Source organism: Streptomyces sp. NPDC030995 (assembly GCF_055571215.1).
The window spans coordinates 182,336-202,694 of sequence record NZ_JBVIFS010000002.1 but is presented as its reverse complement, the minus strand read 5'-3'; the positions used below and the strand labels follow the sequence as shown (position 1 = coordinate 202,694).

The 20,359-nt window shown below is 72.9% G+C and carries 20 protein-coding genes; 11 read left to right on the top strand and 9 right to left on the bottom strand.

The window, feature by feature from the left end:
• Positions 1 to 1,377, bottom strand: coding sequence for a helix-turn-helix transcriptional regulator (locus tag ACZ45T_RS04455; protein ID WP_468437384.1), 1,377 nt, complete (start codon positions 1,375 to 1,377; stop codon positions 1 to 3).
• Between the two features lie 163 nt (positions 1,378 to 1,540).
• On the opposite strand from ACZ45T_RS04455, the gene ACZ45T_RS04450 reads away from it, so the two are divergent.
• The 4 genes from ACZ45T_RS04450 to ACZ45T_RS04435 all read left to right on the top strand — a co-directional run bounded on the left by ACZ45T_RS04450 (position 1,541) and on the right by ACZ45T_RS04435 (position 4,132).
• Positions 1,541 to 1,783: a hypothetical protein gene (locus ACZ45T_RS04450; RefSeq protein ID WP_468437382.1), complete on the top strand. Its 243-nt coding sequence runs from the start codon at positions 1,541 to 1,543 to the stop codon at positions 1,781 to 1,783.
• 167 nt (positions 1,784 to 1,950) lie between these two features.
• Positions 1,951 to 2,199 carry a hypothetical protein gene (locus tag ACZ45T_RS04445; RefSeq protein ID WP_468437380.1) on the top strand — a complete coding sequence of 83 codons (249 nt, stop codon included), beginning with the start codon at positions 1,951 to 1,953 and terminating at the stop codon, positions 2,197 to 2,199.
• 89 nt (positions 2,200 to 2,288) lie between these two features.
• Positions 2,289 to 3,176, top strand: coding sequence for a Crystal protein ET79 (locus tag ACZ45T_RS04440; protein WP_468437378.1), 888 nt, complete (start codon positions 2,289 to 2,291; stop codon positions 3,174 to 3,176).
• 83 nt (positions 3,177 to 3,259) lie between these two features.
• Entirely contained in the window at positions 3,260 to 4,132 is an 873-nt protein-coding gene (locus tag ACZ45T_RS04435) for a ribosome-inactivating family protein (RefSeq protein WP_468437376.1), read from the top strand.
• Between the two features lie 65 nt (positions 4,133 to 4,197).
• On the opposite strand, the gene qcrB is transcribed toward ACZ45T_RS04435, so the two are convergent.
• Positions 4,198 to 5,865, bottom strand: coding sequence for a cytochrome bc1 complex cytochrome b subunit (gene qcrB / locus ACZ45T_RS04430; protein ID WP_468437374.1), 1,668 nt, complete (start codon positions 5,863 to 5,865; stop codon positions 4,198 to 4,200).
• Positions 5,866 to 6,132: 267 nt separating this feature from the next.
• On the opposite strand from qcrB, the gene ACZ45T_RS04425 reads away from it, so the two are divergent.
• Both ACZ45T_RS04425 and ACZ45T_RS04420 read left to right on the top strand, forming a co-directional pair.
• Positions 6,133 to 7,458: a phosphoribosyltransferase family protein gene (locus tag ACZ45T_RS04425; RefSeq protein ID WP_468437372.1), complete on the top strand. Its 1,326-nt coding sequence runs from the start codon at positions 6,133 to 6,135 to the stop codon at positions 7,456 to 7,458.
• Between the two features lie 58 nt (positions 7,459 to 7,516).
• Entirely contained in the window at positions 7,517 to 8,629 is a 1,113-nt protein-coding gene (locus tag ACZ45T_RS04420) for a sulfite oxidase (RefSeq protein ID WP_468437370.1), read from the top strand.
• On the opposite strand, the gene ACZ45T_RS04415 is transcribed toward ACZ45T_RS04420, so the two are convergent.
• Complete coding sequence (locus ACZ45T_RS04415; RefSeq protein ID WP_468437368.1) at positions 8,630 to 9,112, bottom strand: phospholipase; 483 nt, start codon at positions 9,110 to 9,112, stop codon at positions 8,630 to 8,632.
• A 211-nt stretch (positions 9,113 to 9,323) separates the two neighbouring features.
• Between ACZ45T_RS04415 and ACZ45T_RS04410 the strand changes: the two genes are divergently transcribed.
• Complete coding sequence (locus ACZ45T_RS04410; RefSeq protein ID WP_468437366.1) at positions 9,324 to 9,803, top strand: hypothetical protein; 480 nt, start codon at positions 9,324 to 9,326, stop codon at positions 9,801 to 9,803.
• Positions 9,804 to 9,822: 19 nt separating this feature from the next.
• Here ACZ45T_RS04410 and ACZ45T_RS04405 read toward each other — a convergent pair whose 3' ends face one another.
• Positions 9,823 to 10,593 (bottom strand): alpha/beta fold hydrolase, encoded by a 771-nt coding sequence (locus ACZ45T_RS04405; RefSeq protein ID WP_468437364.1) that lies wholly within the window; start codon positions 10,591 to 10,593, stop codon positions 9,823 to 9,825.
• Between the two features lie 141 nt (positions 10,594 to 10,734).
• Here ACZ45T_RS04405 and ACZ45T_RS04400 point away from each other — a divergent pair, with 141 nt between their 5' ends.
• From ACZ45T_RS04400 to ACZ45T_RS04385, 4 genes are all read left to right on the top strand, one after another.
• A complete protein-coding gene (locus ACZ45T_RS04400; protein ID WP_468437362.1) occupies positions 10,735 to 11,148 on the top strand; it encodes a GNAT family N-acetyltransferase in 414 nt (137 codons plus the stop codon).
• A gap of 82 nt (positions 11,149 to 11,230) precedes the next feature.
• Entirely contained in the window at positions 11,231 to 12,475 is a 1,245-nt protein-coding gene (locus ACZ45T_RS04395; RefSeq protein WP_468437360.1) for a S8 family peptidase, read from the top strand.
• 213 nt (positions 12,476 to 12,688) lie between these two features.
• Positions 12,689 to 13,984 (top strand): hypothetical protein, encoded by a 1,296-nt coding sequence (locus ACZ45T_RS04390; RefSeq protein WP_468437358.1) that lies wholly within the window; start codon positions 12,689 to 12,691, stop codon positions 13,982 to 13,984.
• 87 nt (positions 13,985 to 14,071) lie between these two features.
• A complete protein-coding gene (locus tag ACZ45T_RS04385; protein ID WP_468437356.1) occupies positions 14,072 to 15,115 on the top strand; it encodes a WxL protein peptidoglycan domain-containing protein in 1,044 nt (347 codons plus the stop codon).
• A 17-nt stretch (positions 15,116 to 15,132) separates the two neighbouring features.
• Here ACZ45T_RS04385 and ACZ45T_RS04380 read toward each other — a convergent pair whose 3' ends face one another.
• The 5 genes from ACZ45T_RS04380 to iolB all read right to left on the bottom strand — a co-directional run.
• A complete protein-coding gene (locus tag ACZ45T_RS04380; protein ID WP_468437354.1) occupies positions 15,133 to 15,480 on the bottom strand; it encodes a hypothetical protein in 348 nt (115 codons plus the stop codon).
• On the bottom strand, positions 15,477 to 16,007 hold the full coding sequence (locus ACZ45T_RS04375; protein WP_468437352.1) for a DUF6232 family protein: 531 nt from the start codon (positions 16,005 to 16,007) through the stop codon (positions 15,477 to 15,479). The genes ACZ45T_RS04380 and ACZ45T_RS04375 overlap by 4 nt, the downstream gene beginning before the upstream one ends.
• Positions 16,008 to 16,177: 170 nt before the next feature.
• Positions 16,178 to 17,677: a CoA-acylating methylmalonate-semialdehyde dehydrogenase gene (locus ACZ45T_RS04370; protein ID WP_468437350.1), complete on the bottom strand. Its 1,500-nt coding sequence runs from the start codon at positions 17,675 to 17,677 to the stop codon at positions 16,178 to 16,180.
• 13 nt (positions 17,678 to 17,690) lie between these two features.
• Positions 17,691 to 19,559, bottom strand: coding sequence for a 3D-(3,5/4)-trihydroxycyclohexane-1,2-dione acylhydrolase (decyclizing) (gene iolD / locus ACZ45T_RS04365; protein ID WP_468437348.1), 1,869 nt, complete (start codon positions 19,557 to 19,559; stop codon positions 17,691 to 17,693).
• On the bottom strand, positions 19,556 to 20,359 hold an 804-nt coding region (gene iolB / locus ACZ45T_RS04360; protein WP_468437346.1), incomplete at its 5' end, for a 5-deoxy-glucuronate isomerase. The genes iolD and iolB, both read right to left, overlap by 4 nt.

The following is a 20,359-nucleotide window of genomic DNA, read 5'->3' as shown; positions in this document are numbered from 1 at the left end:
TTACGTGACGCGGTCGGCGGGTTTCGTGACGCCCGTACGGTCCGGCACGGCATCTCCCGGTCCGGCCCCTTGGCCCTTCACCCGTGCCCGGTAGGCGCGGGAGCGGCAGCGGGGCGAGCAGTAGCGGGGCGGACGCCCGCCGGACCGGCCCGGGTCGGCGGTGGGGGCGGCCACCGGCCCGCCACAGCCGGGACACCCCGACGCCATCCCGAGCCCGACGGCGACTGGCGCGGCGGGCACGGCCGGCACGGGCCCGGCCTGGGCGGGCACGGCCCGGGCGGCGGGGGGCTGGGCGGCCGGGTCCGAGGTCGGCGCGGGCTGGGCCGGGTGGGCGGTCAGGCCCTGGCGCTCGGCGATGACGCCCGCCTGGAAGCGGCTGTGCGCGCCGAGCCCCTCCAGGAGCTCGGAGACGTGGCGGCGGCAGGTGCGCAGGGAGATGCCCAGACGCCGCGCGATGGACTCGTCCTTGAGCCCCTTGGCGAGCAGCACGAGGATGCTCTGCTTCATCGTCTTCGTCACGTCGTGCGCGGCCTGCGGTCCGGTCGCGAACGGCGCCGCGTTCTCCCAGTCCCGCTCGAAGACGTCCAGTAAATAGGCCAGCAGGTCCGGCTCCCGGATGATCAGCGCACCGCCGGACCGGGCCGGCAGCAGGGCCAGCGAGCCGTCCACGACGATCATCTGCGGCAGTACCTCCGGCAGCGTCCGGATCTCCGCGCCCGCCCCGATGAGCTGCTCCGCGTGCACCCGCGTGGGCTGGTCGAACCGCGTCGCGTGCTGGTACAGGCTCCGCATCCGGATGCCCCGCCCGAGCAGCGCCAGGTCGCGCGGCAGCGCCTCCCGCAGCGCCGCGGGCGGGAACGACCCGCCGTGCTTGGAGACCAGTACCTCGCTGCGGCAGGAGTCGATCACGTCCGACAGCAGCGAGCGGACCGCCAGCTTGTCCGGCAGGTGGTCGATGGTCCCCTGGGGGAAGACGTGCTGACGGGCCTGGAGGTAGACCGGCACCAGCGCCGCCAGCCCGTCGCGCTGCTGCTGGATGCGCCGGCGCTGTTCCCGTAGCGCCTCCTCCTGCGCCCGCAGCGCGGTGTCGCGGTCCGACAAGAGCTGCGCGGTGGCGGCCTGGGGACTCACCGGCTGCCAGCCGGCCGGCTCCTGTCCCCCGCCGTCGGCGGGCAGTTCCGTGAAGAGGCAGGAGTCGGTGAGGGTCCGCACCGCCGACAGGCAGGCCCGCGGGCTCACTCCGGTCTCGGCCGCGGCTTGCGCGAGGGTGGCCGGGGTGAGGCGTTCGTGGACGACCGTCCACCGGTAGAGCAGGACGGCCGCACTGTCGAGGCCGGGTACTCCGGCCGCCGTGCCGGGTCCGCTGTCCGTCTCCATCGCATGCCTCCTAAAGGTGCCTGGCAGGCTCATGATCCCTCGTCGGGGATGTGTGTGCCATCCACCGACTGGCAGGGTGGTGACCACGGCAGGAACGGCTCCCCGACCAGGAGCACGGCCCCGCCGTCGCCAAACTGTCGTCGAGACGAGGGGAACTGACGCCATGCGCGCAAACGTGGTGCGGACACTGTTCGCGGTCGTACTGAGCGCCGGGATGCTGTGGGGCGGCGCGGCCACGGCCACGGCCACGGCCACGGCCACGGCCACGGCCCACGGAAGCGGACACGGAAACGGCACGACGATCACGATCCAGCCCGACGACGGGCACGGCGGGCACGACGGCGACCAGTGCAGCGTGACGACGGCTTGGGGCGACACCTGGTGCCCCCGCAAGCCACCCCACTGAGCCGCCCGGGAGACCGGGTGCGGGGGCGGCGGACTCCATCCGCTGCCGGTTGGGTGGTCGTGGGCCCGACCCGGTCGTCAGACGGGCGCGTCGAAGGGCGCGTCCGGTCCCCCGTGCGCCGCCGTACGCGGCGCACGGGTCCTATCAACCAACGAAAGGTGTTCCCCGTGCGCTTCGGCATGCCCGGAATCAGTCCGCGCAGACTGGCCGCCGGCCTCTGCGCCGCCGCCGCCCTCGTGGCGGCCTCCGCCGGCGCGGCGAGCGCCGCCGAGTACCGGATCTACGGCGGCACGTACGCGAACCACACCCAGTGCAAGCAGGCCGGTTCGCTCACCGTCGGCCTCGGCCTCTACAGCCGCTACGAGTGCAATCCGAACGAGGGCGCCAGCCTCTTCGCCCTCTGGTTCGTCGACTAGTCGACTCACGATCGCGGCGCGCGGCCCGGCCGCGGCCCCGCGCGGATCCCCCTCCTCCTTCTCCTCCTCCCCACAAAGGACGCCTTGTCATGCCCATGTTCAGAACTGCCGGTGCCCGGTCCTCCGCCCGGTGGGCCACCGCCGCCGCCCTCCTGGCCGCGGTGGCAGGCGGCGCGACCGCGCTCGCCCCCGCCGCACAGGCCGCCCCCGCCCCCGGCGGCGTAGCGGTCCAGTCCGCCGAGCGCAGCACCAAGGTCTCCTTCGTCAACAGCACGGGCCGACAGCTGCTGCGCACCGACTCCGGACTGGAGCACGGATGCTGGTCCACGGACGGCCTGCCGCAGGATGCCGTCGCCAAGTTCACGCCCACCACCTGGAGCAGCGAATCCTGCGGGTTCGCCACCGGCACCCAGGGCCACACGACCTACAACATCGCCGGCACGGCCAAGGACGTGACCATCCGCTGGAACAACCCCTACGCGGGCAGCAACTCCTACAGCTGCGACGCTCCCGACGGCTACGCGTGCGAACGGTCCGGCGGCGGAGGGAACAACGCCGAGGTCAAGTTCACTCTGACCCAGAAGAGCTCCGCCCGCATCGCGGACCTCTCGCAGGCCGGCGCGACCGCCGTCACGCCCGTGCGCAGCGTCCGCGTCAAGGTGGTGAACCAGTCGGGCGCCCTGCTCGCCCGGACCGGGAACAACCTGGACCACGGCATCTGGAGCGGCAACAACCTGCCGCCGTCGGTCATCCACAACGGTGCCTGGGCGAGCTGGCAGAGCGAGTCCGATGGTTTCGCCACGGGCACGGAGGGTTCGGTCGAGTACCAGATGTCGGGCGGGGGCAAAGTCGTCCTCCACTGGAACAACCCCTTCTCGGGCGGCAACACCTACAGCTGCGAGGTTCCCGGGAACCACACCTGCGCCCGGGCCGGCGGCGGTGGCAAGAACGCCGAGGTCATCTTCACGGTGGGCTGACCCCTCCGCCCGGAGGACCGACACCCGACACCCACACCGACACCGGCAACACGCCACCGACACCCATCGTGAGGAACACCCCCATGCGCAAGTCCCTCGTCGCGGCACTCCTGTGCCTTCCCCTGCTGGCCGCCGCCGCGCCCGCCGCCCAGGCCGCCCCGTCCCGGCCCGAGGCCGCTCCCATCTCCGCCCTCCAGAACCCGGTCCCTGTCCGCACGGTCGACTGGAACGCGTCCAACGGCAGCGTCACCAGCATCCGCAACCGGTACACGAGCTTCGTGACGTCACTGCGCAACACGGGCTCCATCGTGAGCGGCGTCGGCTCCACCACGGTCTGGGAGACCAGCCGGGGCAACGAGGTGGTCGCGGTCAACGTCACCTACCCGTTCGAAGGGGAAACCCGGCGTGTCACGCTCTACATCACCGCCAACAACCTCTACCTGCGCGGCTTCGCCACCGGCCCCAACGCCGACGTCGTCCAGCTCGACGACGATGACTACGACCTCGGCAACCGGCTCGACCGTGAATCCGTCCGCCTGCCGTACGGCGGGCACTACGGCGGAAACCGCAGCCTGCAGGCCGGTCAGGCCAGCAGCAGGGAGGTGTGGTTCAGTCCGAACCAGCTGTGGGGCCACCTGGAGGCCCTGCGGTCGTACGCCGCCAACCCGGGCGACCCGAACGCGCTCCGCCGCCCTTTGGTCGCCTTGATCGCCGCGACGTCCGAGGCGGCCCGCTTCCGTAACATCGAAACCAGGGTGCGCGAAGGTGTCGGCAGCAGCGCCACACTGTCCCCCCAGGAGGCCGCCCAGGAGAACGACTGGTCCCGGGCTTCCCGGTTCATGTACGCGGAGCGCAACGGCTCGCACCCGTCGCCCACCCCCATCGGCGGCGTCACCGTCGCCACCTACGCCCAGGCGACGCCGTACGTCGCCATGCTGCGCAGCGACCAGAGGTAGAGGCGGGCAGCACACCACCGCCCCGTACGGAACCGTACGGGGCGGTGGTGTGCCGTCACCCCTGGCTAGGGCCCGTCCGTTTCCTCCGAAGACCTCGGGCGGTCCGGTCCCGCCGCGGTCTCGGCGATCTTCCGGCGCTGTTCGGCGGTCGTGGGGTAGGGGACGCGGTCCCGGTAGTACCAGCCGCTGACGGCCACCCGCGTCCTGTTCAGCAGCGGCCGCAGCCGGCCGCCGCCCGCCTCCTCGGCGGGCGCCAGCGGACGGGGGCGTTCCCGCGCGAGGACCGCGTACCGCTCGCCGGGCGTGAGGGCCCGGTGCTGCGGCCGGAAGCCGCCCTCGGCTCCCTGGACCACCAGGCCGGACGCCTCGCCCTCGCTCAACAGGCGGCGCTCGCGCGTCTGGAGGGCCAGGCACAGCCGTCTGGTCAGCCAGAAGACGGCCACCGGTACGGCGAAGAACCCGACGCGCAGCGTCCAGGTCAGCGCCGGCAGCGGCACGTCGAAGACGAAGGCGAGGACGTCCTGGCCCCCGGCGAGGAGCAGCACGGCGTACCAGGAGAGGGCCGCCGTGCCCAGAGCCGTGCGGACGGGCCGGTCACGGGGCCGGTCGCACAGGTGCCGTTCCCCCGTCGCACCGGTGATCCACCGCTCGAAGAAGGGATAGGCGTAGAGGACGGCGAAGAGCACGCCGGGCAGCACCACGGCCGTCAGCAGGGGATTCCACATGACGGTGTGCCCCCACAGCCGTGTTTCCACCCCGGGCATCAGGCGCAGCGCCCCTTCCAGGAACCCGACGTACCAGTCGGGCTGGGCGCCGGTGGAGACCACGTCGGCGCGGTAGGGGCCGTAGGTCCAGATGGGGTTGATCTGCGCGAGGGCTCCGAGGGCGGCGAGCAGCCCGAAGACCATGAGGAACAGGCCGCCGGACTTGGCCACGTACTGCGGATGGAACGGCAGGCCGACGGCGTTGCGGCCGGTCCTTCCGGGTCCCGGCCACTGGGTGTGCTTCAGGGCGAAGACGAGCAGGATGTGCACGGTGATCAGGCCCAGGAGCAGGCCGGGGACCAGCAGGATGTGCACGGGGTAGAGCCGGGGCACGATGTCGTCCCCGGGGTACTCGCCGCCGAAGGCGAAGAAGCTCAGGTACGTGCCGACGAGCGGGACCGACAGCATGATCCCCTGGGCGATCCGCAGCCCGGTGCCCGACAGCAGGTCGTCGGGGAGCGAGTAGCCCGCGAAGCCCTCCAGCAGGGACAGCAGGAAGAGCGTCACGCCCAGCAGCCAGTTGACCTCGCGCGGGCGGCGGAAGGCGCCGGTGAGGAACACCCGCAGCATGTGCGCCCCGATGGCGGCCAGGAAGAGCAGCGCCGCCCAGTGGTGGAGCTGACGGATCAGCAGTCCGCCCCGCACGTCGAAGCTGATCTCCAGGGTGGAGAGGTAGGCCTGCGACATGAGCACGCCGCGCAGCGGCTCGTACGAGCCCTCGTACGCGGCCTCGCGCATCGACGGGTCGAAGAAGAAGGCGAGGTACACGCCGGTCAGCAGCAGGACGACGAAGCTGTAGAGCGCCAGCTCGCCCAGGAGGAAGGACCAGTGGTCGGGGAAGACCTTGCGCACCACCGACCGGGCCACTTCCGACAGCGGAAGCCGCGCGTCCAGGGCTTCGGCCCCCCGGACCACCGCACTCCGCGCCTCTTTCTCCGGCCGCGCTTCCCGCTCGCTCGGACCAGGCACCGGCACGCACCTCCTGTCCGAAGCGTCCGGACCCCCGCCACTGGATCGAGCGGGCCATCCGGAGCTCACGCAAAGCTACCCAAACTCACTCTTCGCTATCAATTCAGACACGGGGCAGTCGGCCCCCACCCGCTCCCGCCTCCGGCCTCGCCCCCGGTCCCGCCTCCCCTCCCGCCTCCGAGGACTTGCGCGAAGGCCGCGCATGGGGTTGCGTCGAAGTAGGTGCGTACGTGGTTTCCGTCTCCCCTGGGTTGGGGGTGAACCATCGTGCAGTTCACCGACCGCGCGGACGCGGGAGCGCGTCTCGCCGAGGCGCTCCGTCACCTGGCTTCGGAGAGTCCCGTCGTACTGGGCCTGCCCCGGGGCGGAGTCCCGGTCGCCTTCCAGGTGGCGCAGGCGCTCGGCGCCCCCCTCGACGTGATCGTGGTGCGCAAGCTCGGCGTCCCCTACCACCGTGAGCTGGGGTTCGGCGCCATCGGCGAAGGGGGCGTACGGGTCATCAGCGAGGACATCGTCCGCAGCAGCCGGGTCGGGCAGCAGGACCTCGCGGCGGTCGAGCGCGCCGAGGAGGCCGAGCTGGCACGCCAGGCACGCAGGTTCCGCGGCGACCGGCCGCGGCTGGCCCTCTCCGGCCGCACGGTGATCCTGGTGGACGACGGGATCGCGACCGGGGCCACGGCCGCGGCCGCGTGCGAGGTCGTACGGGCCCAGGGCGCGGGCCGGGTGGTGCTGGCCGTCCCGGTGGCGCCGCCGGACGCGGTCGCGTGGCTGCGCACCGAGGCCGACGAAGTGGTGTGCCTGTCCACTCCGCGCGCCTTCCGCGCCGTCGGCGAGTGGTACGGGGACTTCTCCCAGACCACCGACGAGGAGGTCGTCGACCTGCTGGCACGGGCGACGGCCGCGCCCCCCGGGTCCCGTCCGTCCGCCGAACCCGCCGGGGCGGCCGGGACGGCCGCGGTCGAGGTGGACGCCGGCGGCACCGCACTGGCCGGGGACCTCACCCTCCCGGAGACCGCCGGGGCGGTCGTGATGTTCGCCCACGGCTCCGGCAGCAGCCGCCACAGCCCGCGCAACCGTGCGGTGGCGGCGGACCTGAACCGGGCGGGCCTCGGCACCCTGCTCTTCGACCTGCTCACGCCCGCCGAGGAGGCCGACCGGGCGAACGTCTTCGACATCGAGACCCTGGCCGCCCGGCTCGCGGACGCCACCCGCTGGCTGCGTCGGCGCACGTCCGTCCCGATCGGCTACTTCGGGGCCAGCACCGGAGCCGCCGCCGCGCTGTGGGCGGCCGCGGACCTCGCCGCGGCCGCCGGCCCGGACGACGGCCCGGACATCGGCGCCGTGGTGTCCCGCGGCGGGCGGCCCGACCTCGCCGCCCCGCGGCTGGCCGGCGTACGGGCCCCCACGCTCCTGATCGTCGGCGGCCGGGACACGACGGTGCTCGATCTCAACCGGCAGGCCCAGCGCGAGCTGCGCTGCGAGAACCGGCTGGAGGTCATCCCCGGAGCGACCCACCTCTTCGAGGAGCCGGGCGCGCTGGACGAGGTGGCCGACCTGGCCCGGAGCTGGTTCAGCGAGTGCCTGTCGCGGTAGCGGCCCCGGCGCCGGCCGACGACGTGCCGCGCGGGGCGGCACGCGCGACCATGAGGAGATGGAGCAGGCGCCTTTGCAGGAGGTCAGCACCCCGGGGCGGCTCGCGTCGCCCGGTGAGGGAATCAGCCAGGAGGAGTTGGCGCTCGCGGCCCGCAACCACGGCCTCCCGCTGGAGGCCCTGCGCTACGAGGTCACGCCCCCGGGGCTGCACTACGTCCTGGTCCACTACGACATCCCCGCCGCCGACGCCGACCACTGGAGCCTGACCGTCGGCGGCCGGGTCGGCAGGCCGCTGGCGCTGGACCTCGAAGCCCTGCGCGCACTGCCCTCCGTCACCCACCGGGTCACGATGGAGTGCGCGGGCAACGGCCGGGCGCGCCTGTCGCCCCGGCCGGTCAGCCAGCCGTGGCTGGTCGAGGCGGTGGGCACCGCCGACTGGACCGGCGTACCGCTGCGCCTGGTGCTCGCCGAGGCAGAGGTGCGGCCGGACGCCGTGGAGGCCGTGTTCACCGGGGCCGATCACGGGGTCGAACGCGGCGTCGAGCAGGACTATCGGCGCAGCCTGCCGCTGCCGGCCGCGACCGGCGACGACCCCGAGGTGCTGATCGCCTACGCCATGAACGGCCGGCCCCTGCCGCCGCAGCACGGGTATCCGCTGCGGCTGGTCGTCCCCGGCTGGTACGGCATGGCGCACGTCAAATGGCTGCGCGAGATCACCCTGGTCGACGCCCCGTTCACCGGATTCCAGCAGTCCGTGGCCTACCGGTACCGCCAGGACCCCGACGAACCCGGCGAGCCCGTCACCCGGATCGCCCCGCGCGCCCTGATGGTCCCGCCGGGATTCCCCGACTTCATGTCCCGCACCCGCGTCGTGCACCCCGGCCCCGTACGGCTGGAGGGGCGCGCCTGGTCCGGGTACGGGGCGGTGGCCCGGGTGGAGGTCAGCGCCGACGGAGGCCACTCATGGACCCCGGCCCGCGTCGCGCCGCGGGAGCCGCACCGCTGGGCGTGGCAGGGCTGGACCTGCGACTGGACGGCCACACCGGGGAGCCACACCCTCACCGTCCGCGCCACCGACACCGAGGGCCGCACCCAGCCCCTCGAACAGCCGTGGAACCGCGGCGGCTTCGGCAACAACCTGGTCCAGCACGTACCCGTGCTGTGCTGCTGATCAGGAAATGCCGAAGAGCCTGACGGCCTGGTAGTAGGTCCACGCGGTGCCGTTGCACGAGCTCTTGCGTTCGCCTTGGTACTGCGCGCAGACCCTCTTCATGTCCGCGTGGAACGCCTCGTCCAGCCGGGCCTTGGCGGCCGGGAACAGGCCTGCCGCCCGGTGGTTGCGATAGCCGAAGTCGTGTCGTGCGCAGGCCGTCCCGAAGGGGAAGCCGAAGGGGTTGTCCGGTGAGGAGGTGCAGTAGTCCGTCGACCAGTCGAAGCCGTACGCGGCCCACGCGTCCCGGTGCTCGCGCGCGTCCGCCCAGGCCCGGTAGCTGTCGGCGCCGGTCTGCGTCCAGCGGCTCAGCACCTGCGGCTTGTCGGCCGGGACCTCCGGCGCGGCCCAGGCCGGTGACGCGAGGGCGAGCACCGCGGTGGCGGTCGCGGTGGCGGTGGCGGTGGCGGTGGCGAGGGCGGGGATCAGGCGGCGACGGCGCATGGCAATCCTCGGAACGGGAGCGGCAGGTCACCCCGGCCAACTCCACCGGGAGCCGCCCGGTTACTGCGCGCGGCCGCAAGCCGGCACCGCGGGCCAGGGAAGGTCACCCGGGCACCTCCCAGGTATGAGGCCGTGTACGACCTCCGGCAGAGGCGGGGTTCGTCCTGCGGAGGGACGCGCGGGGAGCGGCTCCCGGCCGAGACTGGATCGCATGAACCGCCGCCCGCTCGTGATCGCCGCCGCCACCGTGGGAGTCCTCGCCACCGCCGCCTTCGCGCTGCCCAACCTGCCGCCCAACCCGGTGACCGACACGGTCCACGCCCAGGTGTTCAAGGAGAAGGGCAAGCGGTTCGAGACCGCCGCCGATGCGCCCACCCGCGAGGGAGCCGCGTTCGCCCTGCCGTCCTGGATACCCAAGGACGCCACCGACGTCCGTATACGGGTGCGCACCACCGGCGAGGCCCGGCTGATCCGGTTCACGCTCGGCGCGACGCCGTTGGACGGCCCGCAGTGCGGTGCGGCCTCGGCGAAGCAGCCGGGCGCCCCCGATCTGCACGCCAGGTGGTGGCCGCGCACCCTGCGGGCCGAGGCCCGGCCCGAGTGCCGGGACGCCCACCAGTACCAGGTCGCGGTCCGCGGCAAGCGGGTCTACGCCTGGACCGACGGCACCCCGTCCCCGACCGCTCCCTGAGACGGCCGAGCGCGGACCGCTAGCCGCGGGCCAGCGCCGCCGCGGCGGCCCGGGCGAAGCCTTCCGGGTTGTCCAGCATGATGTTGTGCCCGCAGTCGGGAACGGACACCACGGCGACCCCCGCCGCCTCCAGGGCGTCGGCGCCGGGGAGCGTGCCGTCCGCCTCGGGCAGCAGGTAGCTGCGCGGGATCTTCAGCTCCAGCAGCAGCTCGCGCATGGTGGGTGTGGTGCCCGCGGCGAGGTGGACGGCGGTGCGGTACAGGGCCGTCCGGCCCGTCAGCCGCATCGTGGCCCACCAGTGCGCCCCGACCCGGTCACGCACCTCGGCCCAGCCGCCGGCCAAGAACTCCTCCTCGGTGTAGGAGGCGATCCCGCTGCTCCCCGGGGCGATGGGACCGGGCTGCACCGGATCCAGGTTGGCGTCGACGAGCACCAGCCGGGACACCAGGTGGGGGTGCCGGTCGGCGAGCACGATGGCCACGGCCCCGCCCATGCTGTGGGCGATGAGCTCGGCGCCCGCCACGCCGGCCTCGGCGAGGGCGTCCGCCAGCGCGTCGGCATGCGCTTCGAGGGTGTAGCCGAAGCCCTCGGGCCGGTCGCTGTGCCCGTGGCCCAGCAGATCGACCAGCAGTGAGCGCCGACCCGCCAGCAGCGGATGCGTGGCGCTCGCCGCGAAGTAGGCGGGCGAGGTGGACCCGAGCCCGTGCACGTAGACCCGGGCCGGCTCCTCCCCCGGCAGCTCGACCCAGCGGATCCGGTCGCCTTCCGGCGTGACCACGGCACTTCTCACGATGCTCCCCCTTGAGCCTGGACGGACACACGGACACACGGACACACGGACACACGGACGGCACAGGCTAACCAGCCGCACCCGCCACGCCGTACCGAGATTCGGCTCACCATCCGTCATGTACGCCTTATCGTGGCCGCCATGGACATCCGCCGGGCCTTCACCCCCGCCGAGCTCTCCGCCGCCGAACCCCTCTTCGACGGGCCCGTACGCAAGGACTGGTCCGAGCGCTTCCTCTCCGCGCCGGGGCACGTGATGCTCATCGCCTACGTCGACGGCGTGCCCGCCGGGATGGTCTCCGGGATCGAGATGAGCCACCCCGACAAGGGCACCGAGATGTGCCTGTACGAGCTCTCCGTGGACGAGGGGTACCGCCGCCGCGGGATCGGCCGCGCCCTGACCCTGGCCCTCGCCGACGAGGCGAAGGGCCGCGGTTGTTACGGCATGTGGGTGGGGGTCGACACCGACAACGAGGCCGCCCTGGCCACCTACACCGCGTGCGGCGCGCGCGACGAGGGCCTCTTCTCGATGCGCGGCTGGCCGCTCACCCCGTAACGCACCCGCCCGAGGGCGTGTCGTGCGCCCACTCGGCGCACCCTCCGCGCGCCCTCGCCGCCGCTCGCCGAGCATCGGCCGCATGACCCCATTCGCCGCGCTCCTCCCCGCCGCCGCGCTCCTCGTGGCGGCCACCACGGCCACCACGGCCACGACGGCCGCCACCGCCGCCACTCCACTGCCGCCGCACTACGACACCACCGCCGCCGAAACCTCCGTCGCCCCTTACGTCGTCGTCCTCAAGGACACCAGCTCCCGCGCCCCCACCCGTACCCTCGCCGCCGAGGCGGCGGGCATGGGCGACGAGGTCGGGCCGGTCTACGACGCCGCCCTCAACGGCTTCGCCGTCCGCACCACCGCCGCCCGCGCCGCCGCCCTGGCCGCCGACCCCCGGGTGGCCTCCGTAGAGCCGGACGCGCAGTTCCACACCACCGGCACCACCAACACCACGGCCGCCACCGACGCCACCGACGCGCAGGCGCAGGCACCCGCGCCCTGGCCGCTGGACCGGATCGACCAGCGCGAGCTCCCGCTCGACGGCTCGTACACGTACCCCACCAAGGCCGAGGGCGTCACGGTCTACGTGGTCGACACCGGGATCAACACCCGTCACAAGGAGTTCGGCGGCCGCGCCCGGTCCGGGTACAACGCGGTGTTCCTCGGGAGCTCCCGCGACTGCAACGGCCACGGCACGCACGTCGCGGCGACCATCGGCGGGGAGACGTACGGGGTCGCGAAGGGAGTGTCGCTCGTCGGGGTGAAGGTGGCCGACTGCCGTGGTTCCGCGAGTCTTTCGGCCATCCTCAAGGGGCTCGACTGGGTGGTGAAGGACGCCGCCAAGGCCCGGTCCACCCCTGCGGTGGCGAACATGAGCATCGGCGGTACGCCGAGCTACGCCCTCGACGCGGCCGTGATCCGGGCCGTGGCCGCCGGGATCACCTTCACCGTGGCCGCCGGAAACGACGGCAAGGACGCCTGCGGCGGATCCCCGGCCTCCGTCCCCCAGGCCATCACGGTCGGCGCGACCGACGCCGAGGACCGGCGCGCGCCGTTCTCCAACCACGGCCGCTGCGTGGACCTCTCGGCGCCGGGCGTGTCCGTCACCTCGGCCTGGAAGGGCTCCACCACCGCCACGGCCCGCGCCTCCGGCACCTCGATGGCCGCCCCGCACGTGGCCGGGGTCGCCGCGCTCGTCCTGGCGCGCGGCATCGCGAGCACGCCGGCGCAGGTCTCCGAGGTGCTCGTACGCAGCGCCGTGCCCGGCCGGATCACCGCCCTGCCCGTCGGCACCGTGAACCTGCTGCTCCACACCCCCACCGGCCGCTAGGCCGAACCCGAAGACGCTCACCCCGACCGGTCGGTATCCGATGGGCCATCAGACCCTCCCTGATGGCCCATCAATTTCTGTGTGCTTCGGGCGAAAGCAAGTCATTGACTTCTCATCACGGCGAAGCGTCAATATCGGCCACCGCACCGGCTCGGCCTCCCCCACACAGCGGGTGGGGGGAGGGGTTCGTCATGACGAAGGAGTCGCGACCCAGTGAGTACGAGAACGCATCGACGAAGAGTGCTGGCCGGGGCGGCAGCCCTGTCCCTGGCCCTGACGGGCGGCGTGGTGGGCCTGGCGGGCTCCGCGCAGGCCGCGACCAAGACCACGGCCGTCTTCGAGAACTGTGACGCTCCGGCGCCCCAGTCGGACGGTTCGGGCAACCAGAACTACACGGTCACCCTGCCGGACGGCGCCAAGGCCGGTGACGTCGTCCCGATCACGATCGACCCGGGTGCGAGCCCCCTGGTGCCCGCGTTCTCCGTCACCACGGTGAACACCTCCAAGATCACCCTCAAGGTCGGGACGACCACCCAGGTGGTCACCAGCCCGCCCGAGACCGTCACCGTCGTGGCCGGGCAGCCGCTCGACCCCAAGGCGTTCTCCGGAACGATCAGGATTCCGGACGGCACCGAGGGCACCACGGTCAACGTCGCCCTCGACCTGGCGGTGACCGACGCGGACCTCTCCGGTTCGGTCTTCACCACCACCTGCACCCCGGCGCCGCGCCCGAGCGCCTCGCTCGGCTCGGTCGCGGTCGAGGCCCTGCCCAAGGACCCGATCACCACGAAGCTGACGCCCAACAGCGGCCCGGCGGGTACCGCCGTCGTCGTCAACGGCGCCAACTTCCCGGCCGGCGCGGTCACCTGCTCCGCCCTCCTCGGGGGCGTGGCGACGGGTGACGCCGGTGCGGGCACGGCGGACGCGTCCGGCGCCGCCACCTGCAACATCACGGTCACCAAGAAGGCCGACGCCATCAAGATCGACGGCGCGATCACCCCGTACAAGGCCTTCGTGTTCCTGGAGGACCAGCCCGGCGTGAAGAACCCGGTCGACGTCGAGGTCCTCCCCGGACCGCTGGCCCTCGGCCCGAAGGACGGCCAGCCGGCCGTCAGCTTCGGCGCGGTCACCATCAACGGCAAGGCCCAGTCGGTGGTCGGCGTCTTCAACGCCGCGACCGTCCAGGACTTCCGCGGCGGCTCGCTCGGCTGGGACGTGACGGCGACGCGCACGCCGTTCCTGAACCAGGCCACCGGCCACTCGATGGCGAAGGCGCAGATCGGCATCCAGCCGTCCTGCACCGTGACCAACCCGGACAGCCCGAGCACCTGCACCGCGGGCACGCCCGGCGCGATCTCCGACACCCCGATGAAGGTGGCCTCGCAGGCCGCCGGCGGGGAGGAGCTGACCGGTGGTGAGTTCGCCGTCGGCGGCGCCGGGATGATCCAGCTCCCGCCGTTCATGTTCGCCGACACCTACCAGACGGTCGTCACCTTCTCGATCGCCTGACCCGTACGGCCCCGCTCCATCCGGGGTGGTGCGGCGCTGCGGCGCCGCCCCACCCCTTCCCCGTTCCGCGCCGACTGGAGACCGCCCATGCGCACCCGCACCCCTTCGTACGGTCTGCTCGTCAGCCTGCTCCTGCTCCTGCTGGGCACGGGCACGGGCCTGCTGTCCGCCACGGCCGCGGCGGCGGCGGACAACGGCACCTGGGGGGTCTTCCCCACACCCGCGGCCGGCGCGGCGATGACCGACCGGGCGTACTTCTTCCACCAGGGCGCGGCCGGGACCACCCTCAGCGACAGCGTGACGATCCTGAACTCCTCCGAGAAGGAGCTGACGTTCCAGGTCTTCGCCACCGATGCCGCGAACACCCCGTCGGGCGGCGCCTTCGCGCTGCTGCCGGTGGAGACCCGACCCAAGGACGTCGGCGCGTGGATCACGCTGGCACCGGAGACCGCGAGCACCGTCACCGTGCCGCCCAAGGGCCGCAAGGACATCCCGTTCACGGTGAAGGTCCCCGCGGACGCGACGCCCGGCGACCACGTCGGCGGGATCGTCGCCCTGGGCACCGCGGTGGAGGGCATCCAGCAGGAGGGCAAGGTCCAGGTCGGGGTCAAGCGCTCGGTGGGCGCCCGCCTCTACTTCCGGGTGCCGGGCCCGGTGACCCCGGGCCTGAGCGTGGAGGACGTACGGGTCACCCGCTCGGCGCCGCTGCTGCCCTGGGTGAAGAACGCCCGCGCCACGGTCTCGTACACGCTGGTCAACCGGGGCAACGTGGTCGTCGAGCCCAAGGTGGCGGTGTCCGCCGAGGGCCTGTTCGGACGCGAGGTGCTCGGCCGCCCGGCCCGCGAGCTGAAGCTGACCCTGCTCCCGGGCCAGCGGATCGAACTGACCGAACCCTGGCCGGACGCGCCCCAGTCGGACTGGGTGACCGTCAAGATCACGGCGGGAGCGGCGGCCTACCCGGATCTGCGCTCGGAGTCCGAGACGGCCTTCATCGCCGTTCCGTGGCCGGCGGTGGGCACGGCCCTGCTGGCGGCGGGAGCGGCCCTCGCCTTCTGGGGGGTACGTCGCCGCCGGCGCGGGCAGGCGGACGAACAGCCGCAGCCCACCCGGGAAATGACACCGGCACCTTGAACGCGAAGGCCTCCCGATCAGCCGGCGAGCAGCGCCAGGACCCGGCGGACCGCCTCGGCGACGGGCACGCCGATCTCCCCGACGAACGCGGCGACCCCGGCGACGGACGCGAGTGCCCGCCGGAAGGCGCCCGGCTCGGCGCCGCCACCCTGAAGGATGGTCTCCAGGGACTCGTCGATCACCGCGCCGTCCTCCGCGGAGACCTGGCCCCGGAGCACCCGGATCGAGCGGATCATGTCCTCGAAGACGGCCTGCGGGTCCTGCGCGCCCTGGTGGTGGTTCTCGATCCGGCCGATGCTGCCGGGCCCGGACGCGTTGTAGAAGTCACCCATCCGTTCGATGTGGAACTCGCCGTTTCCCGTCACCTTCCCACCCTCCCGACGCTGCCCCTGCCGGATGCGTTGTACATGTCGCCCATGCTGGCGATGTTGTAGGTGACCATCGGCCTGCTGAAGTCGGCATGGGGGTCGTCGATCGCCGCCATGATGTCGTGGACGAGCTGGTGCACCTCCTGCCGGTCCGCGCTGGCGAGCAGGGTGCGCGGATTGCCGGACGTCTCGATGACCAGCGCGTAGTACGTCCTCGTGATCAGCACGGAGATCAGCTGGAACGCGAAGAGCCCGGTGAGCACCAGCGCGGCGATCGCCACGAGGTGCTCGTACTCCTCCCTGTCGCCGGTGGACAGGTCGCCGGCCTGGAGGGCGGCCATCGCGGCGACGGTCAGCACCGCCACGGTCACGACGTACTTCACGAAGCGCCCCACCGCCCACCCGCGCCGGGGATCGATCTTGATCGTCGTCGCCCGGGCAATGTTGTGCAGGGGATACGCCTCACCGCCGATCCACAGCACCCGCTTGCTGACACTGACCTCGATGACCTCGCGTTTGGCCATACGACTCCCCCCACGACCGTCGTAGTGCACACGATCCTCGCCAAATCCCGCCCCATCAAGGGGAATTGACGAAATCCGACCGTACGGACGCAGCCGCCCCGGGACAGCAGGAACCCCCGGCCGGTGAGGGTTGGCCGGGGGTTCTGCGGTACGGAAGGACCCGGTGGGGGTCAGTGGTTGCGGGGGAAGCCCAGGTCCACGCCCGACGGGGCGTCGGCCGGGTCCGGCCAGCGGGTCGTGACGACCTTGCCGCGGGTGTAGAAGTGGATGCCGTCGTTGCCGTAGATGTGGTGGTCGCCGAAGAGCGAGTCCTTCCAGCCACCGAAGGAGTGGTAGCCCACCGGCACCGGGATCGGGACGTTGACGCCGACCATGCCCGCCTCGATCTCCAGCTGGAAGCGGCGGGCGGCGCCGCCGTCGCGGGTGAAGATCGCGGTGCCGTTGCCGAACGGCGAGGCGTTGATGAGGGCCACGCCCTCCTCGTAGGTCTCCGTGCGCAGGACGCACAGCACCGGGCCGAAGATCTCGTCGCGGTAGGCGTCGGAGTCGGTCCGCACGTTGTCGAGCAGGGAGAGGCCGATCCAGTGGCCGTTCTCGTTGCCCTCGACGGTGTAGCCGGTGCCGTCCAGGACCACGTCGGCGCCCTGGGCCGCCGCGCCCTTCACGTACGAGGCGACCTTGTCGCGGTGGGCCGCCGTGATCAGCGGGCCCATCTCGGAGGTCGGGTCGTTGCCGGGGCCGATCTTGATCTTCTCGGCGCGCTCGCGGATCTTGTCGACCAGGGTATCGGCGATGGAGCCGACGGCCACGACGGCGGAGATCGCCATGCAGCGCTCGCCGGCCGAGCCGTAGGCGGCGGACACGGCCGCGTCGGCGGCGGCGTCCAGGTCGGCGTCCGGGAGCACCAGCATGTGGTTCTTGGCGCCGCCCAGCGCCTGGACGCGCTTGCCGTTCGCGGAGGCGGTGGTGTGGATGTGCCGGGCGATCGGGGTCGAGCCGACGAAGGAGACGGCCGCGATGTCGGGGTGGGCCAGGAGCGCGTCGACGGCCGCCTTGTCGCCGTGCACGACGTTCAGGACGCCCGACGGCAGACCGGCCTCGGTCATCAGCTCGGCCAGCTTGTTGGAGGCCGACGGGTCCTTCTCGCTCGGCTTGAGGATGAAGGTGTTTCCGCAGGCCACGGCCAGCGGGAACATCCACATCGGCACCATCGCCGGGAAGTTGAACGGGGTGATGCCCGCGACCACGCCCAGCGGCTGGCGGATGGAGGAGACGTCGACCCGGCTGGAGACCGACGTCGACAGCTCGCCCTTGAGCTGCGTGGTGATCCCGCAGGCCAGCTCGACGATCTCCAGGCCGCGCGCGACCTCGCCCAGCGCGTCCGAGTGGACCTTGCCGTGCTCGGCGGTGATCAGCTCGGCGATGGCGTCGCGGTTGGCGTCCAGCAGGGCGCGGTAGGCGAACAGCACCTTGGTGCGGGCGGCCAGCGAGGACTGGCCCCAGGTCTGGAAGGCCTCCTTCGCGACCTGTACCGCCGCGTCGACCTCTTCGGCCGAGGCGAGCGCGACCTGCGTGGTGACCTCGCCGGTGGCCGGGTCGGTGACCGGGCCGTAGTTGCCCGACGCGCCCTCGACGGTCTTGCCACCGATCCAGTGGTTGACGGTCTTCATTTGCCTTGCTCCTTCACAGATGGCGACGTCGCTGCGCGGCTTGCCGGTCGTACTCTTCACGGGCCTCGGCCGCCGCCTTGCGGGTCGCGGTTTCGGCCACAGGAACATCCCACCACGCCTGTGCCGGGGGTGGGCCCGACACAGTGTCGGGTGTTCGGGTCTGCGCGTAGACACATGTGGGACGGTCCGCCGAGCGCGCCTGCGCCAGGGCTTTCCGCAGGTCACCGATGGTGCGGGTGCGGATCACGGCCATCCCGAGGGAGGCCGCGTTGGCCGCGAGGTCCACCGGAAGGGGGTCGCCCGTGTACGTGCCGTCGGGCGCCCGGAAGCGGTACCCGGTGGCGAATCCCTCGCCGCCCACCGCCCCCGACAGGCCTCCGATGGAGGCGTAGCCGTGGTTGTCGAGGATCACCACCTTGATCGGGATCCGCTCCTGGACGGCCGTGACGATCTCGGTCGGGTTCATCAGGTACGTGCCGTCCCCGACCAGCGCCCACACCGGCCGGCCGGGTGCGGCGAGCGCCACCCCGATCGCGGCCGGGATCTCGTAGCCCATGCAGGAGTACCCGTACTCCACGTGGTACTGGTCCGCCGACCGGGCCCGCCACAGCTTGTGCAGGTCGCCGGGGAGCGATCCGGCCGCGTTGATCAGGATGTCCGTTCCGTCGGCGAGGGCGTCGAGCAGGCCCAGCACCTGGGCCTGGGTGGGCGCGGCGTCCTCGTCGTCGACGGCCCAGGCCCGGTCGACGCGGCTCTCCCACGCACTCTTGCGCTCCCCGTACGCCGTCTCGTACGCGGGATCCACCCGGTACCCGGCGACCGCCTCCCGGAGCTCGTCGAGCCCCTCGCGCGCGTCGGCGACGAGCGGCCGGGCGGCGAGTTTGTGGGCGTCGTACGGGTCGAGGTTGAGGCCGACGAACCGGACGGCGGGATCGCGGAAGAGGGTCGCGGAGGCGGTGGTGAAGTCCGTCAGCCGGGTCCCGGCGGCGATGACCAGATCGGCCTCCCGGGCCAGCGCGTCGGCGGTCGCCGTCCCGGTGTGGCCGATCCCGCCGACGTCGGCGGGATGGTCGTGCGGGAGGACCCCCTTGCCCGCCTGCGTGACGGCCACCGGGATCCCCGTGGCCTCGGCGAAGGCGGCGAGGGCCGCCTGGGCCCCGCTGTGTCGGATCCCGCCGCCGGCGACGAGCAGGGGGCGCGCGGAGCCGCGTACGGCCTCGGCGGCGTCGGCGAGCTCCGCGCGGCCGGGGCGGGGCCGGCGCACGCCCCAGATCCGCTCGGCGAAGAACTCCTCGGGCCAGTCGTACGCCTCCGCCTGCACGTCCTGCGGCAGCGCGAGGGTGACGGCCCCCGTCTGTACGGGGTCGGTGAGCACCCGCATGGCCTGCAGGGCGGCCGGAACGAGGGCCTCGGGGCGGGTGATCCGGTCGAAGTGGCGGGAGACGGGCCGCAGGGTGTCGTTGACGGAGACGTCCCCGGCGTACGGGACCTCCAGCTGCTGGAGCACGGGATCGGCGGGCCGGGTGGCGAAGGTGTCCCCGGGCAGCAGGAGCACCGGGATCCGGTTGATCGTGGCGAGGGCGGCGCCGGTGACGAGGTTGGTGGCGCCCGGCCCGATGGAGGTGGTGACGGCGTGCGCGGAGAGCCGGCCGCGCTGGCGGGCGTACCCGACGGCGGCGTGCACCATGGCCTGCTCGTTGCGCCCCTGGAGGAAGGGCATGGCCTCCGGGCCCGCCTCCAGGAGGGCCTGGCCGACGCCGGCGACGTTCCCGTGCCCGAAGATCCCCCAGGTGGCGGCGATCAGCCGGTGCCGCTGCCCGTCGCGCTCGGTGTACTGGCGGGCGAGGAAGCGGACGAGCGCCTGCGCGACGGTCAGCCTCACGGGGTGGCCTCCTTGGGGTGGAAGGGCAGCCGGGGGTCGATGTCCTGCCCGTCCCAGCTGCCACGGATCCAGCTGTGGTCGGGGTGGTCCCGGATCAGCCACTCCCGGGGCTCGCCGGGCGGCCCGGCCATCACGTTCAGGTAGTACATGTCGTGGCCGGGCGCGGCGATGGACGGCCCGTGCCAGCCGTCCGGGATGAGCACGGCGTCGCCCGAGCGCACCTCGGTGAGGATGTCGGTCTTCCCCGCCGGAGAGGGGGTGACGCGCTGGTAGCCGAGGCCGGGGGTGTTGCCGTGCGGGGCGATCTCGAAGTAGTAGATCTCCTCCAGGCGGGACTCCTCGCCGGGGTGGTGCGCGTCGTGCTTGTGGGGCGGGTACGAGGACCAGTTGCCGCCGGGGGTGAGGACCTCGACGGCGATCAGCCGGTCGGCGGCGAAGGTGTCGGCGGCGGCGAAGTTGTTCACCTGGCGGGAGCACCGGCCCGCGCCGCGGAGCTCTACGGGCACCGCTTCGGCCGGGCCGTACCGTGCGGGTAGCTGCCGCCGGCACCGCGCCCCTGCGAGGGCGAACCGGCCTCCCTCTGCCGAGGTGACGTCCGCATGCGCGTCCCGGGGCAGGTAGGCGAAGTCGGTGGGACCGTCGAACACCCCGTCGCGGCCACGCAGTTCGAACGTCTGCGGACCGCTACTGGGGGCGCCGCCCCCAGACCCCCGGGGGGGGGAGGGGGGGGGGGGGGGGGGGGTTGTGTTCTCCGGCGGTTTGGGAGGGGGGGTGTGGGTGACACACCCCCCACGGAACCC